We start from the raw sequence: 15,525 nt of genomic DNA, 5'->3' as shown, positions 1-15,525 counted from the left end.
CGCGTCAGCGGGCTTTGAAGGCCCCTCAAATTTGATCGTGAGTTGATGCGTCGGCCTGACATTGTCAGGGGCGGCACGGAACCGCGAAGCATTCAATTTGTCGCCCATGAACACGGCGACCGCAACAGCAATTTTCAAAACCGATCTCGCAGCCTCCAAATCAGGGGCTCCAGAGTGGGTACAACTGTTTCCGGCTGGCTCGGAGCTGAAGGCGCGGGACGGCCGTCGCTGGATTGCAGACCCCGACGCGGTGGTGACAGCCTTCGCATCGAACCGTGGACCGCTCGCAATCGATTATGAACATGGCCAGGACCATCTTGCCGCCAAGGGGCTCGAAGCTCCGGCCGCAGGCTGGATCGTCCAGTTGGAGAACCGTGGCGGCGCTGTCTGGGGTCGGGTCGAGTGGACCGACAAGGCAGCAGCCATGGTGGCAGCGCGCGAGTACCGCTTCCTCTCACCAGCCTTCAACTATCTGAAGAATGGAAAGATCACGCGTCTCATCGGAGCAGGCCTCGTCAATCGGCCGGCCTTTGAGATGACCGCACTCAGCCGTGAGGCAAACAACCAGGAGAAAGAAGACATGAAGGCTATCGCCAAGGCGCTCGGCCTCGACGAGGATACTGACGAAAAGGCAGTTCTCGCCGCGATCGCAGCCCGTGACAGCGAGCGCACGGCGCTGCTGAAGGAACTGAAGCTCGATCCAAAGAAGGCGGCACACAAGGATGCGCTCGCCGCGATCGCCTCCTTGCAGGGTGAGGTCGAGACCGCAACCGCCGCCCTGAAGAACGCGCCGGCCGAGACCGAAGTCGCGGCCCTGCAGCAGTCGCTTGAGGACACCAAGACGGCCCTGGCCGCCCTCCAGAAAAAGGATGTCGAGCGCGATATCGATATCGCGCTCGACGAAGCAACGAGCGCCGGCAAGATCACGCCAGCGTCCCGCGACACCTATCGCGCCATGTGCCAGGCCGAAGGCGGTCTTGAGCGGTTCAAGGCGCTGGCTGCCACGCTTCCGGTCATCTGCGAGCCATCCCGGCTCGGAGAGAAAGCCGCCGAGACCGAGGACGAGGAAGTCGACGCAACCGCACTCGCGGCCGAGGCCACCCGGTACCAGGCAGAGCAGCGCGCCGCAGGCGTGACGCTCTCCTATTCCGAGGCGGTCTTCGCGGTGAAGGACAAGAAGGAGAAGCGCGCATGACCCCGCTGCTTATCAAGAGCTTCCGTGCCGCGCTGATCGTCGCTGGCAATCGCATCGTCTCCGCCGCCGCTGACGGCGAGGTCAACACAGCTTCGGCCAACACCGATCCATCCATCGGCATCAGTGATGCCATGGGCGCAGAGGCCGGCAGCATGGTCGACCTGACACAGGTGGGTTGGGCAGAGCTGAAGCTCGGCGGGACCGTGTCGTTCGGTGATCCGCTGACAAGCGATGCCGAAGGCCGTGGTGTCGAGGCCACGCCCGTCGCCGGCACCGTGGTCCGTGTGGCTGCCATCGCCATGGCTGACGGAGAGGTGGATGAGGTCATACCTGTCCTCGTCACGCCGAGCATCCTGGCAACGCCGGCCTGAGCCAGCTTTCTCAACGAGGACACGCACACATGAACCGCCCATTTCCCACAGACCCCACCCTGACGGCGATCGCCATTGGCTATCGCAACCCTGCGCACACGCTTATCGGCCGCCGCGCACTGCCGCCGCTTCCGGTCCTTTCGGAGAGCTTCAAGTGGACGGAGTTCCCGCTCGGCGAGCGGTTCACCGTTCCGGAAACCGAGGTCGGCCGCAAGGGTCGCGTCAATCAGGTTGAGTTCACGGCCACCGAGAAGGATGCATCCGTCAGAGACTATGGCCTGGACGACGCTATCCCGTTCTCGGACATCCGCGAAGCCGCCCGTGCCCGCGCCGAGAAGCGTTCGAAGTTCGATCCGCGCGCGGCTGCAACCGAGGGCCTGACCGACCTCATCGAACTCGGTCGCGAGATTCGCGCCGCCGCCGTTGTGCAGGATCCGGAAAACTACGCTGCCGACAAGAAGATAGCGCTGGCCGCTTCCGACCAGTTCGACAACTACGGAAGCAACAGCTCCGACCCCTATGGCGTGATCGACGAGGGCATGGACAAGACGCTGGTCTATCGGCCCAATCATATTGTGATGGGGCAGCCGGCCTGGTCCAAGCTCAAGCGTCACCCGCGCCTGATCAAAGCGGTGAAAGGCGGGCTCACGGAAGACGGTGCGATCACGAAGGCGCAGTTCGCCGACCTTTTCGAGATCGAGCCGGAGAACGTCCTGATCGGAGCGGCCTTCGTCAACGCTGCCAAAAAGGGCAAGGAAGTCTCGCTCAGCCGTGTCTGGGGCAAGTCTATCCAGCTCCTTTACCTGGACCCGTCGAAGCGCGCATCCAACGACAATGTCATCACATGGGGCTTCACCGCCGAGTATGGCGGTCGGATCGCGGGATCGCAGGTCGACAAGGATATCGGCCTTGAAGGCGGCGAACGCGTGCGCGTCGGTGAACGTGTCCGCGAACTGACGGTGGCCAAAGATGTGGGCTACCTCATCCAGAACGCCGTGAGCTGACGTTCCAACTCACTTGCCGGCCGCGCCGCCGATGGCGCGGCCGGGATTTCCGAATGGCCTCAAACGAGGCTTTTCGCAAACCCCGGAGGCAGATGATGAGCAACCGCAGAAACCGTTCGACCAGCAGCAAGGAGACCGAAGTGGCCAGAGCCGGCGCTGAGACGTCCGACAATCAGGTCACACCCACCGCACAGCCGGAGCCGGGCGAAGGTCAGGCAGGCGGGCAGTCAGCCAATGACGCCGGCGGCGAGAATGAACAGACCACGCCCGCGCCACAGCCGAACCCGCCCGCAAAAGCGAGCGGCAAGCGATCCGGCCCGATCGCCAAGCAGCTCGTTCGATACAAGGGCAAGACCTACGGCCCTGGCGAAAGCGCCGGCACAGAGCTTCCTGCAGACATCAATGAAGACACGCTCGCCAGCTTCAGAGCGCTCGGCGCTATCGAATAACTCCCGAGCAAGAGCCCCGCAGGCGTCCGGCGCATCGCCTGCAGCCGTCTTACGGTGGGCTCATCGACCGCAGGAGCGGCTGGCGCCGTAGCCGCTCCAACCCGCACTTCAGACGAGTTGATCCATGGCTTACGCGACCCGCGCAGAAATCGAACAGATCTGGGGCGAACAGTTCGTCATCGATCTACTGCCGCTCGATGTCGATGCAGCCGAAGCGATCGGCAACGCTCTTACCCAGGCAAGCGCGGAGATAGACGTTCACCTCTCTGCGCGCTACGAGACGCCACTGGCAGGCCATCCCGCAGCGCTTGTGATGCCGGCGGTCAACATCGCCGTCTACAACCTCGCAATCCGCCACACCTCTCTCACCACGACGATCGAGGACCGCTACAAGCAGTCGATCAAGATGCTTGAGCGGATAGCGGACGGCAAAGCCGGCCTCGGCGCAGACGAACCATCCGTCTCCACCGATCCGACCACATCGTCAGGCGGCGCTGCCTTCACGGCCAATGCGCGCGTCTTCTCCCGGAAAAACCTGCCATGAGCAATGCCGTCCTGGACGTCACCGCTCACGGTCTCGACGAAGCCATTCTTGTCATCGAAGGCATCGCCGATGCGCCGCGCCTGGAGCTGATGGAGGGCATTGGCCGTCTCGTCCAGGAGCAAACCCGCCGCCGCATTGAGGAAGAGAAGACAGCTCCGGACGGTTCGGCCTGGAAGCCCAACCACGCCGGCACGTCGATCCTCTACCAAAGCGGCGCTCTTTCGGCCTCGATCGACTATCGGGCAACAGAGACCACTTCGTTTGTCGGCACTGGCCTGATCTATGCGCGGATCCACCAGGACGGCGGCGTCATCACGCCCAAGAATGCCGACGCGCTGGCCTTCCAGATTGGCAACAAGTTTGTGATGACCAGCCGCGTCACCATGCCGAGGAGGCAATATCTCGGTCTGTCGGCCGACAATCAGCGTGACATCGTCGAGGCCGCAGAAGACTGGGTCGGGAGGCTGCTGCAATGAGCGACGCTGCCGCCCGCATCAATGCGTTCCGCGCCGCCGTGGTCACAACGGTGAAGACTGCGATGCCAGCCTTGCGCCAGTGCGAAGAGCAGTTCGGCCGCTTCAACCTGGATGATCTGGAGACCAACATCATCCCTTCACCGGCCGTGCGGATAGCGGTCCTGAAGGCGGGTATAAGTGACCAGGCCGGTGGTGAGGTCGAGGCGAACCTCTCCTGCGCCGCCTTTATTATCACCGATGGAAGAGAGCGCGACGCGCAGGCATGGACCATCGCCGAGGCGCTCGTGGTGCTCCTGCACTCGGCGCAGATTTGGGGTCTCACCAAACTCGGAGCACCCGAGAAAGTCGAGATCCAGCCGCTTGTCACCGTCAAGCTGAAGCAGCGCGGCGCAGCGATCATAGCTGTAGAGTGGACACAGCGTCTGCGCAATCTGGGCGACGGCATCTTTGATGACGAGCAGCACCTGCTGACCGAGCTCTATGTGAACGACGAACTTTGGATCCCCGAAGCGGGAGGGTCGAATGGATAGGCGCGACCTGCGGATCCTCGCCGGAGAGTTCCGTCATATCTACAAGGCGATAGACGACCTGCAGCGCCGGCACGCCGCCGCGCACATGACCGGAAAGGTGGCAGAGATCGACGGTGACCGCGTGCGCCTGGAGCTGTTGCCGCCAGATGGGCGCACCGGCAAGCCGTTCCTTTCGCCATGGGTGCAAGTTCAGGAAGCGGCCGGTTCGACCGGCTCGCATTTCCCGGTCGCGGTCGGCGACCCTCTGCGGCTGTTTTCTCCCAATGGCGAGCTTGGCCCGCAATCCATCGCCATCCGCGACGGCTACACTGACGACGCAAAGAACCCCGCCGAAGACGGGGAGTTCGTCCTGGCACACGGCAATTGCGCGATCCGCTTCAAGAACGGCGCAGTCGAGATCGACGCAAACGACATCACGCTGAAGAGCAGCAGCCTCAAACACAACAAGCGCAACATTGGTGACACGCACGTTCATGGCGGCGTGGAACCCGGTGCTGCTGACACCTCAACACCGCACTGAAAGGCCCCTTAAATGAGCAATAAAAAGCCCTTTGAAGTCACCGAAAAGGCCGGCGCGTTCGTCGCTGGCATGCGCAATCCCGGCGCGGGCGAGACCCTGCAGCTGACGGAAGAGCAGGCGCGCTATCCGCTGATCCTCGGCGAACTGCGCCGGCCCGAGAAGAAGCCGCAGGAGGCCAAGCCCGCCGCGACTTCAAACTCCAAGACTAAGAAGGACTGACCGATGCGCACGGGAACCGATGCGGCGACGGGCATGCTGCTGACCGGCTGGGACCATTGCGTCCAGTCGATCCGCAAGTGCCTGACCACCCGCATCGCGTCCCGTGTCATTCGCCGGCACTTGGGCTGCCTCGTTCCTGAACTCCAGGACCAGAATGCCGACCCTCGCACGATCTTCAAAGTCTACGTAGCCATCGCCGAAGCGCTCGCGGATCCCGATAGCGGCGAACCCGGCTTCGGTCTGCGCACCGTCGAGCTTGTCGAAGCCGGCCGCTCCGGCCGATTTGTCTTCCTGCTTGACGGCGTCTTTTTCCCGCGTGGCCATCTCGGCGATTTCTCGATCCGCGAAGATCGGCAGGCGCGGCTCGACATTCAGGGAGCAATCGCATGACGACTGCAAACCCATTTTCGCACTTGCCACCACCCGAGATGATCAAAGCGCTCGATGTCGAGGCCATTCTTACGGAAGTGCTGGCGGACATGAAGTCGCGATTTCAGGCCGCCGGCATTCCTTTCGATGTAGAGAACACGGCCTATGAGCCGGCCGTTATTCAGGGCGAGACAAACAGCTTCAGGGAAAACCTTCTCCGGGCTGCAATCAATGACGCGGCGAAGGCCAATCTCGTTGCCTTCTCAAGCGGCTCCGACCTCGATCACGTGGCCGCGTTCTATGACGTGACCCGGCTTGCTGACGAGCGCGACGACGCGCTTCGCCTGCGCACCAGCCTTGCCATTCAGGCGCGCTCGCCTGGTGGCTCATCTTTCTGGTATGCCCAGGCCGCCAGGCGCGCGGACGTTCGGATCCGCGATGTCGCCGTGTTCCGCGATGTGTTCCTGCCGATCATTCATGTCGCCGTCCTTTCAAGCGAAGCCGGCGGTGTCCCGGATGCGGCAATGCTCGATGCCGTGAGCGCCGAAGTGCAGAGCGACCGGGTGCGGCTCCTGAATGACACGATCGTGGTGCAGTCGGCGGTGTCGCAGACCCTTCCCGTGAAAGCGGGCATCTGGCTGCTGCCTTCCGCTCCCATCGCGACCTTCGATCGACTTGCCGATGAGTTGCGCGCGGCCTGGGAGCGGGAGACCGGTATCGGCTTTGACCTTGAACCATCTTGGATCGAGGCCCGGCTCCACGTTTCCGGCGTCAAACGGGTCGAAATTGAGGTTCCCTCCTCCCCGGTTGTCGCTGCGCCGGGAACCGCCATCGCGCTCGGTGATATCGATCTGACATTCATGGGGCGGGACTATTGAGCGAGCGCCGCCACCTTCAACCAAACAACGCGACGCGGTACGAACGCGCGTTGTCGGAAGCGCTCGATCGCTCGCCGGAGCTCGCTCCTGCCATTGAGGCACTACGCGGTTTCAAATTCAACCCGACTGATGCGCTGTTGCCCTACATGATCGAGGAGTACGGGCTTACCGAGATTGCCGACTATCTGCCGGATCTGCGTGTTGCGCTTTCCGAAGGCATTCTCTGGCAGCGCAGCCGGGGAACTCCTTCTGCCATGCACCGAGCGCTCGGATGGGTCGGCTGCGACGGCGAGATCGAGGAGATGTCGCCTCTTCGTTTCAAATGGTGGTGGTTCCAGGTCCATCTTCAGGACGAGCGCCGTTCCACCGCATTCGCCAGACCGATGACGGAAGTGGCGCGCGCCACCAAGCCACTGCGCTCCGAACTCGCCCGCGTCACAGCCGGCTTCGACAAGCGCGCTTTCCTTCTCAACGGATCGCAGCTGAACGGCGGCGCTCTTCTCAACTCGTGGTCGGGCGTCCGCATCCATGATGGCGGTCCTGTCTTTTCTCTTCGGGTGAGCCATGGAGAGAGGACTGACGCCGTAACAGGTATCGGCTTGGCCGGCCTGAAGGCTACGTTCCACTGGCGGCGGCGGCGCACCAACGCGGCCGCCGGTACCGAGCAGCGCTCTTCACTTAGCCTTAGCTACTCAACACAGCCTGCCGACACCACAAAGAACATCTCTTTCCAGAATGCGCCCTTCGTCGAGTTGCCCTTCGAGCAGCCGACACCGCGCGTGCAAGTGAGGTACTAGAAATGGCAATATGGACACTCGGTGGTCGACAGGTAGCTGCACAGCTGCTTCTTGGCGAGACCTTCTTCCTCGGCGTGGGAGAAGGTGACGTGGCCTGGGACACGGTACCTGTCCCGCCTTCCCCCACTGACACAAACCTTGTTGACCGGGTCGGCGTCACGCGCCTTCGCGACATCCAGTTCGCCGCAGAGGATCCGGCCGGTGGCATCACCATGGCGGACGGTTCCAAATGGTCGTTCTCTGCACAACCGACGCGCTACGTATTCCTTGACTTCAAGCTCGACCTTGCTGACGGCGATGGCCACACCCTGCGCGAAACCGGCCTTTTCCATGGAACCGAACTCGCCCCGGCCGTGCCGGCCGGTCAGATGTACATCCCCGATGCGGACATCGTCGACTATGGCCGGCTCATGCAGGTCGATCGGTTCAACTCGGTGATCCGGGACGGATCGCTTGAGCAGCGCTTCACCTACATCATCACGCTATAGGCCCGCCTCATGACCCAGAGCTTGATCAAGCGCCCCGGATACACTGACCGCTTCGACAGAAGCACAAAGCACTTCGCGGTCGCGTTCCCCGATGAGCAGCGATATCTGCAATCGGCCGAACTCAACGAGATGCAATCGCAGGCTGATGACAAGCTGCGCCGTGTCGCCGAATACATCCTTCAGGATGGTCGCATTGTGCGTGGTGACGATCCGGTCGTCACCCCCGTAGGTGAGGGCGAAATCAGCGTGACTGTGCGTCTGCCCGAATGCGCAATCTATGTCGGCGGTCTCGTTCACGATGTCGAAGCCGCGCAGTTTGAACTGCCCGCCACCGGGACCGTGATGATCGGCATTCGCCTTACGGAAAGCGTGGTCACCGATGTCGAAGACCCTGGCCTCAAAGGTCACCTGCAGGGCAGTGAGTCCTACATGGAACCCGGCGCAGCGCGGATCCGCTTCGATGCATTTTGGGGAACGTCGGTGGATGGAGAGAGCGCTCCTCTGGTTTCCGTCTTCAACATGCAAGATGGCACCATCATCACCAACGAGACCAACACCGAATATTCGGAAATCTACCAGGCGCTCGCTGCGTACAGTTCGGAAAGCAATGGCGCCTATGTCTTCTCCGGCTGCGAGGTCGGTGCACTCGGTCTTAACGGAGAGGGCGAACAGGTCTTTACTGTTTCGGAAGGTGTCGCCTATGTGGGTGGCCGACGCTTGCCGCGTTCTCAAAGCCTGCGACTTCGTGTGCCTGAAGAACCGGACCTGCGCGAGGTCTCGGCCGAGCCGCAAGCATTCACCGAGCCAAGCGGCGGCACACAGACATTCACGCTCTCGCGCTCGCCCATCGCAGATGTCTCGAAAATCACTATCATCGTGGAGACGACTGAAACGGTGGTTCACGGTGCATTTTCCGGGGCTTCAGACGCCCTGACGAACGCTTCGGTCGAGAGCGTTCTTGAAATCAAACAGGGCGGCACGACCTACACCTCTCCGGCAGACTGGCTGCTGTCCGCTGGAGAGATCGACTGGTCGCCAGGCGGTGCCGAGCCAAACCCCGGTTCATCCTACACCGTCAAATATCGCTACTACCAGAACGTCGCTCCCGACCTCATGTCCCGCGACACCGTGACAGTCACCGGCGCGACACAGGGCACCAACGCGCTGGTCGATTACACTTACAAGCTGCCGCGCATTGACGTGATCGCAATGGATCAGTCGGGTTTGCTCACCTATGTCAAAGGCAATTCCGCGCTCTCCCGTCCCCGTTCCGCGATCATCCCTTCGACGCACCTGGAACTGGCGCGCGTAATCAATCGCTGGGGCATCGCACCGACCATCGTCCAGTCGGCGGTTCGCAACGTCCCCTATAGCGAGATCAACGCCATGAAACGGGCGTTGCTCGACATCTATGATCTGGTAGCGCAGGAGCGCCTGAAATCAGACGTGACGGCTCGTGAGGTTTCCGCCAAACGTGGTGTCTTCGTTGATCCGTTCCTCGACGACGACATGCGCGATCAGGGTGTAGCACAGACAGCTGCGAGCTTTGGCGGGCGTCTTCGCTTGCCGGTTCTTGCCCAGGTCCATGAGTTTCCCGCCTTGATCTCCGTCCAGCACCTGGACTTCACCAATGAAGCGATCATCTCGCAGCTCCGCCACACGCACGGGATGAAGATCAACCCTTATGCGACGTTCACGCCGATGCCGGGTCGCGCTACCCTTGAGCCATCGTCGGACATTTGGACCGAAACGGAAACTCAATGGACGTCCCCGCAGTCCCAGGCGTTTGAGGCCGCAGAGGGCGAGGCCATCACAGGCGTTTCGCTCGAACAGGAAGTGGAGCTTGTCCGAACGACCACGCGCCCGGCCGGCATGATCAGGCAAAGAGCCGTCAACTTCAGGCTGGAAGGGTTCATCCAAGACGAAGTCATCGAGCGCGCGACATTCGATGATGTCGAGATCGCATTGACGGGCCACGCGCCTGCCGATGCTGATGGCGTTGTCACCGGGAGCTTCGACATTCCAGCAGACATTCCCGCAGGCGCGAAGCTCGTCCGGTTCTTCGGGAGTGCCGGCACGCGGGCATCAACGACCTATGTCGGCCGGGGCACGATCACCGTTGAGGAATGGCGCCTGGTTTCCACCCTTGGCACGACAACAGCGGACATGCCGCAGCCGATCAATCCACCGCAGGTGATCAACAATACCACTGCTACAATTGGCTGGGACCGTTCTGTCGATCCAAACCAGCGCGACAACGGCAGCAACGACCCGCTCGCTCAGACATTCACGCTCGCAAATGACCGCTGCATCACGGGTGTCCGCCTGAGGTGTGCAAAGAAGGGGTCTGCTACGAACGCAATACTGGTCCAGCTCCGTCAGACAGATGTGGGCATTCCCAACCGGATCGTGTTGGCAGAGGCATTCGTGCCTGGCACGGACATCGAAGAAGGCGAGATTTTCACTGCCTCCTTCTCCGTTCCAGTTTTTCTCGAGCGGGGTCGCGAGTTTGCGTTCGTTGTGTTGACAGACGACCCTGAGCATTCACTTGCAGTAGCCAGTGTTGGGCGCATCGATCAAAGCGGCGAGGTTGTAACCGAACAGCCCTTCGTTGTCGGCGCTTTGCTCTCTTCCTCGAACGCTTCGACATGGACACCCCACAACGAGACGGACCTGTGGTTCCAGTTGCTCGCAGCGCGGTTCAATCCTGTAGAGAAAACAGTGCCGGTTGGCGCGTTCACGGCGACGAAGATGTCCGACATCATCGTAAGTGCCGGGGTCGAGTATCCAGACAACCAAACGGATGTCACCATCCGCCTGACGCGCCCCAACGGGGAGGTGATCTCTGCGACGCCAGGACAGCGCATTCGCCTGGACGAGTTCATCGAGAACGAAACCATCCAGGTGGCGGCCGTGTTGACGGGAACCGAACTGACGACACCGTTTCTCTTCCCAGACGTGCAGCTAATCGAAGGAGAGCTGCAGACCTCGGCCAACTATGAAAGCCGCGTGGTCGAGGCTGACGGAGCCGACCGAACGTCGGTGACGTTCGATGCGTTCCTGCCAACCGGCTCCACGGTGACCGTGGAGATCGGAGAACCCGGTGACTTCGTAGCGGCCTCTGTCTCCAGTGCGCGCCCTCTTGGCGACGGCGTGGTGGAGCAGACCTATCAACGAACCCCTTATGCGCCGCAGGACGCGAAGACGCGGATCACGCTGACCGGCACGCCGGCGGCGCGCCCGTATCTGAGCGGCCTGCGCATGGTCACAACGGAGGTGTAAGGTGTCCAACACCGCAAACTACAACTGGCCGAAACCCCGAACGCCCGGCGCATCGCAGATTGTCGAGATCCAGCGCGTGGCAACCGCGCTGGATCAGGCCGACACCAAGGCAAAGGAAATCAGCGATGCCCTGGCGGCGCTCAATGCGGCCTACGACGCGCACACGCACGGTTATGGTGACCTGACAGGGCGGCCGACGACAGTCGCCGGGTTCGGGATCACCGACGCCTACACGAAAACCGAGATCGACACGAAGGTGGCGGCCGACATCGATGCCGCAATCAATGCGCTGATCAACGGATCGCCGGGTGCGCTCGACACGCTACAGGAACTCGCCACGGCGATGGGAAACGACCCAAACTTCGCCACCACGGTAACGAACTCACTGGCAACCAAGCTTGTGAAGTCGCTCAACCTTTCGGATCTGCCTGACAAGGCCACAGCCCGTTCGAACCTAGGACTTGGTTCTGCCGCCGTTGAGAGCGCATCTGCCTTTCTACCTGCCGGTGGCAAAGCAGCCGATAGCGCCAAGCTTAACGGTATATCCGGCTCCACCAGCGCTAGCGGAAACACTTACGCGCAACGCGACAGTTCAGGTGATATTTCTGCCCGCCTCTTCCGTTCGGAATATGACAGCACGAACGGAAACATTGGGTTCTTCATGACGCAGATCGACACCGGTTCGAACAACTACATTCGACCGTCGACACCTGCTCAAGTTGCCTCTGCATTGGCGCCTGAATTGATGTATTCCGGCAGCGCTAAGAACAACACTAACTTTCCAGTCGGCCAAGTTTTGCTGCTCCACGATGCTGGCGCAATAAGGAACTCTTCAGTGTCAGTCCGTTTGTGGGGTGACAACCGGTTTTCGACAAATGGCGGCGGTGCCGTTCTTAGCGGTACATGGCGTTCGCGCGGCGAATACGCTGGCGGTGGTGCTTGGAGCATAATGGCGCAGAGAGTCGCATAGGAGTATAAAAGATGAAGCCCAATCTCCTGTCCCTGAAGGCTGTGCGCGCCACAGACAAGGCTGATGTTTTTGTGGCCACGCTAGATTTCGAGCTCTTAGACCCGCAAACGGGAGAACTCATCGAGACTGTGACCGATGCCGAGTATGGAGTTGTTCCGGAAGATACCTTCGGTCTGTCACCACAGGTTGTTCTGGCAGTTGCTGAGTGGATCTCGGAAGGCAAGCCAGTGGTGCCATATGTTCCGCCGACGAGTGAGCAGCTTCGGCAGACGATGCCATCGCTGTCCGCGCGCCAGCTTCGACTAGGATTGATCGCGAACGGTATATCGCTCGCTTCAGTGCAGGCAGCCATTGATAGCATTTCCGATCCGGGCGAACGTGAGATTGCACAGGTCGAGTGGGAATACGCAACCACCTTTGAGCGGACACATTCGTTGATTTCGCAGATTGGCGACGCGTTGAACCTTACACCTGAGCAGGTTGACGCTATGTGGGATGCCGCCCTTTTGATTTGATTATGAGGCTCGCCAAGAAGTGCTTGATAGTTCGAAGGCATTTTGCTGAATAGGCCCCCGACAATAGATAGCTCCGGGGCGAGTATGAAAATCTCTTTGCTTGGGTTCTCCAACACTGTGAATATTGGAGATAACATTCAGACATTGGCGGTTGCACAGCATATTGGGCAAGAATTTGATCTGGTCGATCGGGACTTTCTGAGCGAATACAGCGGAGAGCCCTGTGCGGTGGTTATGAACGGCTGGTTTTCGATGGAACCACAGAACTGGCCGCCGGCACCCGACATCACTCCAATTTTCTTCGGCTTTCATATGACGCCAGAGACCGCGGAGGTCTATAAACAGCACGCTGACTACTTCAAGCGCTTTGAGCCAATTGGTTGCAGGGATCAGGCGACAGCAGACACTGTAAAGTCATGGGGTGTGGATGCGTATGTGAGCGGGTGCGCTACGATGACTTTTCCACGGCGCCACACAGAGCCAAGAGATCCGAAATTTGTTCTGGTAGACCAGCCGCGGAAGCACTTTCCGCGACATCAGCGGCGGGTTCGGGTGGAAATATCACACGTCGTGGATCCATATCTCTCGAACGATACCAAGTTCACGATGGCGCAGGAGTTGCTTGACTACTATCGCGAAGAGGCAGGGCTGGTCGTCACCAGTCGGATTCATTGCGCGATGCCATGCGCAGCCATGGGAATACCAGTGGTCTATACTGGTGTGAGAGAGGGGCGCACAGAGGTGATTGACCTGTTGGGAATACCCTCGATCCGAACACGCTTCTTCCCGAAAACAGACATCAAAAACCTGAACATCCAGCCGGTTGATTTCGAAGTGATGAAGGCGGGAATTATCTCCAACCTTCGCTCACAGCTTTCTAAGCATGGTGTGGAACTAAAGCAGACATAAGCGAAGTAGACGGTCGCTATCGGAGATACAGAGCCCTTCACGGCTTGGCGAAAGCAGTCTTTGCCGCTAACATCTGAGTGTTATTTCACTCTGCACATGCATCGCCCCTGACATTGTCAGGGGCGTTTCTGTTTGCCCAAAACCTATCCTCTCACAAAGCCTTTGAACCCGTCTCAAACGGCATTGGAGAGCGATTTATGGCCACTGCCCCCTACAACCACGGCGTCCGCGTCATCCAGTCCGGAAACGAACCGCGCCCGATTGCCGTAGCTGATGTCTCGTCCATCGGCGCGGCCGTAGTCGCGCCGGACGCCGACGCGAACGTGTTCCCGCCCGACGAGCCCGTTGCCTTCTTCACCCATGAGGCCGACAAAGTCGCCGCCCTGGGAGCCACTGGCAACGCAATCGACATCGTGAACGCCGTTCGGGCCCAGGGTGTCGAAGGCCGCATGGTCTTCGTCCGTGTAGAGGAAGGGGCCGATGAAGACGCCACCAGGGCAAACCTGATCGGCTCGGCCGCGTCCATGACCGGCGTCCACGCACTTTCCTACGCATCCGGGCACGTTGGGGTCGAGCCGGATATTCTGCTCGCACCGGGATACTCGGCCGGCCGCGTGGCCGACGCAAAGAACCCGGTGGCAGATGCCCTTGAGCAAGTGGCCGCGAAGCTGAAGGCGATGGCCGTGTTCGATACGGGCGGCACCGACAGCGCTTCAAGCCTCGCCTACCGCGCCGACTTCTCATCGCGCTACACCTACCTGCTGGACCCGTTCGTGCGGGTTGCAAGCGGCGAAACCATAGTCTCGAAACCCGCCTCTCCCTTCGCGGCCGGCCTTATCGTGAAGAAGGACAAGTTGAAGGGCGGTCCCTACTGGTCTCCGTCCAACCAGGAAGCGCTCGGCGTTCTCGGCACGGCCCGTCCCATCACCTATTTCGACGGAGAGATCGATCACGAGGCGAACCTCCTCAATGAGGCCGGCATCGCCACGTTCATTCCCTCGCGCGTGGTCCAAGGCGTCGGTGGCCAGTATGCCGCCAATGGCCGGATCCTGTGGGGCAACCGCACGGCGTCCGATGATCCGCTCTGGAAGTTCATCAATGTCGTGCGCACCCGCGCCACCATCGAGAAGGCGATTGTCGCGTCCTTCCGCCCCTGGGCCAATGATGAGAACCTTTCATCGCAGCATGTCCTGGCGGTCATGCGCTCGCTGCAAGCGTTCCTCGATGAACTGACGGTGGTCGGCGCGATCCTCGGCGGCAATGTGTTCTGGGATCGCGGTCTCAACTCCAACGCCTCGCTGCGCGATGGCAAGCTGCGCGTTGAATTCGATGCGGAAGAGACGCCGCCGCTCGAAGACCTGATCTTCGGTTCGCGCCGCAACGAAGACTATTTCGACACGCTCGCCGAGGACATCCAGCGCCGCATCTCGGTCGAGTTCTCCGGCAGCATCGCCGACTACATCTCCGGCTAACGGGAGCACGTTTCATGACCCTTCGCATCGTCCGGGGCTTCACGCTCTACGTCAACGACAACACCAACCTAGCGCTCGACATCGAGACGCTGAAACTGCCCACGCTGGAAGAGATCATGGAAAGCTTCCAGCCCGGTGGCTCCGACCTCGAAATTGAGGTCGCCGGGCTCGGAACGAAAGCGCTCACCATGCCCTTCAAGCTGAAGAGCCACACGCCGGAAACGCTCGGCCTGTTCGGTGGCGCTCCCGGCGTCCGGAACAACTTCACCGGCAAGAAGCTGGTGATCTCGGAAGAGGACGGCACCGAACACGAGCACGCGATCGACATCACCGGCCGCCTGTCGAAGATCGAGGGAGAGCAGCTCGAAGGCGGCAAGGCCACCGGCTATGACCACGAGATCAAGTCGATCTGGAGCTACACTGAGTATTGGGACAGCCGCGTCATGCACCGCTTCAATTTCAAGAAGGGTGGATGGGACATCCGCAACTTCGCGCCGGTCAACGAAACCCGCCGCCGTATCCTGTTCGGGTGAGCGC

At 60.8% G+C, this 15,525-nt stretch carries 19 protein-coding genes; all 19 read left to right on the top strand.

Features of this window, described 5'->3' with window-relative positions; all coding sequences use genetic code 11:
- Positions 1 to 106: 106 nt before the first annotated feature.
- The 19 genes from AC2CHD_RS16930 (at position 107) to AC2CHD_RS16840 (ending at position 15,521) form a co-directional block, all read left to right on the top strand.
- Positions 107 to 1,195, top strand: coding sequence for a phage protease (locus AC2CHD_RS16930; RefSeq protein WP_484554597.1), 1,089 nt, complete (start codon positions 107 to 109; stop codon positions 1,193 to 1,195).
- On the top strand, positions 1,192 to 1,566 hold the full coding sequence (locus AC2CHD_RS16925) for a hypothetical protein (protein ID WP_484554596.1): 375 nt from the start codon (positions 1,192 to 1,194) through the stop codon (positions 1,564 to 1,566). Before AC2CHD_RS16930 ends, AC2CHD_RS16925 begins: the two co-directional genes overlap by 4 nt.
- A 29-nt stretch (positions 1,567 to 1,595) precedes the next feature.
- Positions 1,596 to 2,570: a capsid protein gene (locus AC2CHD_RS16920; RefSeq protein ID WP_229450247.1), complete on the top strand. Its 975-nt coding sequence runs from the start codon at positions 1,596 to 1,598 to the stop codon at positions 2,568 to 2,570.
- A gap of 92 nt (positions 2,571 to 2,662) precedes the next feature.
- The gene (locus tag AC2CHD_RS16915; RefSeq protein WP_484554595.1) at positions 2,663 to 3,019 is read left to right on the top strand and encodes a hypothetical protein; all 357 of its coding nucleotides are present in this window, start codon (positions 2,663 to 2,665) and stop codon (positions 3,017 to 3,019) included.
- 124 nt (positions 3,020 to 3,143) lie between these two features.
- Positions 3,144 to 3,563, top strand: a complete 420-nt coding sequence (locus tag AC2CHD_RS16910) for a gp436 family protein (RefSeq protein WP_484554594.1) — start codon at positions 3,144 to 3,146, stop codon at positions 3,561 to 3,563.
- Complete coding sequence (locus AC2CHD_RS16905; protein WP_484554593.1) at positions 3,560 to 4,039, top strand: phage virion morphogenesis protein; 480 nt, start codon at positions 3,560 to 3,562, stop codon at positions 4,037 to 4,039. Before AC2CHD_RS16910 ends, AC2CHD_RS16905 begins: the two co-directional genes overlap by 4 nt.
- Positions 4,036 to 4,569, top strand: a complete 534-nt coding sequence (locus AC2CHD_RS16900) for a hypothetical protein (protein WP_484554592.1) — start codon at positions 4,036 to 4,038, stop codon at positions 4,567 to 4,569. The genes AC2CHD_RS16905 and AC2CHD_RS16900 overlap by 4 nt, the downstream gene beginning before the upstream one ends.
- Positions 4,562 to 5,089, top strand: coding sequence for a phage baseplate protein (locus AC2CHD_RS16895; protein WP_484554591.1), 528 nt, complete (start codon positions 4,562 to 4,564; stop codon positions 5,087 to 5,089). Before AC2CHD_RS16900 ends, AC2CHD_RS16895 begins: the two co-directional genes overlap by 8 nt.
- A gap of 12 nt (positions 5,090 to 5,101) precedes the next feature.
- Complete coding sequence (locus tag AC2CHD_RS16890) at positions 5,102 to 5,308, top strand: hypothetical protein (protein ID WP_484554590.1); 207 nt, start codon at positions 5,102 to 5,104, stop codon at positions 5,306 to 5,308.
- Between the two features lie 3 nt (positions 5,309 to 5,311).
- Positions 5,312 to 5,698 carry a GPW/gp25 family protein gene (locus tag AC2CHD_RS16885; RefSeq protein ID WP_484554589.1) on the top strand — a complete coding sequence of 129 codons (387 nt, stop codon included), beginning with the start codon at positions 5,312 to 5,314 and terminating at the stop codon, positions 5,696 to 5,698.
- Entirely contained in the window at positions 5,695 to 6,555 is an 861-nt protein-coding gene (locus AC2CHD_RS16880) for a baseplate J protein (RefSeq protein ID WP_484554588.1), read from the top strand. Before AC2CHD_RS16885 ends, AC2CHD_RS16880 begins: the two co-directional genes overlap by 4 nt.
- Positions 6,552 to 7,352, top strand: a complete 801-nt coding sequence (locus tag AC2CHD_RS16875; protein ID WP_484554587.1) for a phage tail protein — start codon at positions 6,552 to 6,554, stop codon at positions 7,350 to 7,352. Before AC2CHD_RS16880 ends, AC2CHD_RS16875 begins: the two co-directional genes overlap by 4 nt.
- A 2-nt stretch (positions 7,353 to 7,354) precedes the next feature.
- Positions 7,355 to 7,840, top strand: a complete 486-nt coding sequence (locus AC2CHD_RS16870) for a hypothetical protein (protein WP_229450237.1) — start codon at positions 7,355 to 7,357, stop codon at positions 7,838 to 7,840.
- A gap of 9 nt (positions 7,841 to 7,849) precedes the next feature.
- Complete coding sequence (locus AC2CHD_RS16865) at positions 7,850 to 11,122, top strand: DUF4815 domain-containing protein (RefSeq protein ID WP_484554586.1); 3,273 nt, start codon at positions 7,850 to 7,852, stop codon at positions 11,120 to 11,122.
- A 1-nt stretch (position 11,123) separates the two neighbouring features.
- Positions 11,124 to 12,092 carry a hypothetical protein gene (locus AC2CHD_RS16860; protein ID WP_484554585.1) on the top strand — a complete coding sequence of 323 codons (969 nt, stop codon included), beginning with the start codon at positions 11,124 to 11,126 and terminating at the stop codon, positions 12,090 to 12,092.
- 11 nt (positions 12,093 to 12,103) lie between these two features.
- A complete protein-coding gene (locus AC2CHD_RS16855; protein ID WP_484554584.1) occupies positions 12,104 to 12,607 on the top strand; it encodes a hypothetical protein in 504 nt (167 codons plus the stop codon).
- A gap of 84 nt (positions 12,608 to 12,691) precedes the next feature.
- The gene (locus tag AC2CHD_RS16850; RefSeq protein ID WP_484554583.1) at positions 12,692 to 13,516 is read left to right on the top strand and encodes a polysaccharide pyruvyl transferase family protein; all 825 of its coding nucleotides are present in this window, start codon (positions 12,692 to 12,694) and stop codon (positions 13,514 to 13,516) included.
- 197 nt (positions 13,517 to 13,713) lie between these two features.
- Entirely contained in the window at positions 13,714 to 14,988 is a 1,275-nt protein-coding gene (locus AC2CHD_RS16845; RefSeq protein ID WP_484554582.1) for a phage tail sheath subtilisin-like domain-containing protein, read from the top strand.
- A 14-nt stretch (positions 14,989 to 15,002) separates the two neighbouring features.
- Complete coding sequence (locus AC2CHD_RS16840; protein WP_484554581.1) at positions 15,003 to 15,521, top strand: phage major tail tube protein; 519 nt, start codon at positions 15,003 to 15,005, stop codon at positions 15,519 to 15,521.
- Positions 15,522 to 15,525 lie beyond the last annotated feature (4 nt).

The sequence above is a fragment of the Nitratireductor sp. ATLC21 genome, from assembly GCF_057196525.1.
This window is presented reverse-complemented; position numbering and strand designations above follow the sequence as displayed.

What these genes read in the sequence shown, in the direction of transcription:
- AC2CHD_RS16930 (WP_484554597.1), top strand. Translation starts at nt 107, where the DNA reads ATGAACACGGCGACCGCAACAGCAATTTTCAAAACCGATCTCGCAGCC.
- AC2CHD_RS16905 (WP_484554593.1), top strand. Translation starts at nt 3,560, where the DNA reads ATGAGCAATGCCGTCCTGGACGTCACCGCTCACGGTCTCGACGAAGCC.
- AC2CHD_RS16900 (WP_484554592.1), top strand. Translation starts at nt 4,036, where the DNA reads ATGAGCGACGCTGCCGCCCGCATCAATGCGTTCCGCGCCGCCGTGGTC.
- AC2CHD_RS16880 (WP_484554588.1), top strand. Translation starts at nt 5,695, where the DNA reads ATGACGACTGCAAACCCATTTTCGCACTTGCCACCACCCGAGATGATC.
- AC2CHD_RS16915 (WP_484554595.1), top strand. Translation starts at nt 2,663, where the DNA reads ATGATGAGCAACCGCAGAAACCGTTCGACCAGCAGCAAGGAGACCGAA.
- AC2CHD_RS16925 (WP_484554596.1), top strand. Translation starts at nt 1,192, where the DNA reads ATGACCCCGCTGCTTATCAAGAGCTTCCGTGCCGCGCTGATCGTCGCT.
- AC2CHD_RS16845 (WP_484554582.1), top strand. Translation starts at nt 13,714, where the DNA reads ATGGCCACTGCCCCCTACAACCACGGCGTCCGCGTCATCCAGTCCGGA.
- AC2CHD_RS16855 (WP_484554584.1), top strand. Translation starts at nt 12,104, where the DNA reads ATGAAGCCCAATCTCCTGTCCCTGAAGGCTGTGCGCGCCACAGACAAG.
- AC2CHD_RS16890 (WP_484554590.1), top strand. Translation starts at nt 5,102, where the DNA reads ATGAGCAATAAAAAGCCCTTTGAAGTCACCGAAAAGGCCGGCGCGTTC.
- AC2CHD_RS16840 (WP_484554581.1), top strand. Translation starts at nt 15,003, where the DNA reads ATGACCCTTCGCATCGTCCGGGGCTTCACGCTCTACGTCAACGACAAC.
- AC2CHD_RS16895 (WP_484554591.1), top strand. Translation starts at nt 4,562, where the DNA reads ATGGATAGGCGCGACCTGCGGATCCTCGCCGGAGAGTTCCGTCATATC.
- AC2CHD_RS16870 (WP_229450237.1), top strand. Translation starts at nt 7,355, where the DNA reads ATGGCAATATGGACACTCGGTGGTCGACAGGTAGCTGCACAGCTGCTT.
- AC2CHD_RS16885 (WP_484554589.1), top strand. Translation starts at nt 5,312, where the DNA reads ATGCGCACGGGAACCGATGCGGCGACGGGCATGCTGCTGACCGGCTGG.
- AC2CHD_RS16850 (WP_484554583.1), top strand. Translation starts at nt 12,692, where the DNA reads ATGAAAATCTCTTTGCTTGGGTTCTCCAACACTGTGAATATTGGAGAT.
- AC2CHD_RS16910 (WP_484554594.1), top strand. Translation starts at nt 3,144, where the DNA reads ATGGCTTACGCGACCCGCGCAGAAATCGAACAGATCTGGGGCGAACAG.
- AC2CHD_RS16920 (WP_229450247.1), top strand. Translation starts at nt 1,596, where the DNA reads ATGAACCGCCCATTTCCCACAGACCCCACCCTGACGGCGATCGCCATT.
- AC2CHD_RS16865 (WP_484554586.1), top strand. Translation starts at nt 7,850, where the DNA reads ATGACCCAGAGCTTGATCAAGCGCCCCGGATACACTGACCGCTTCGAC.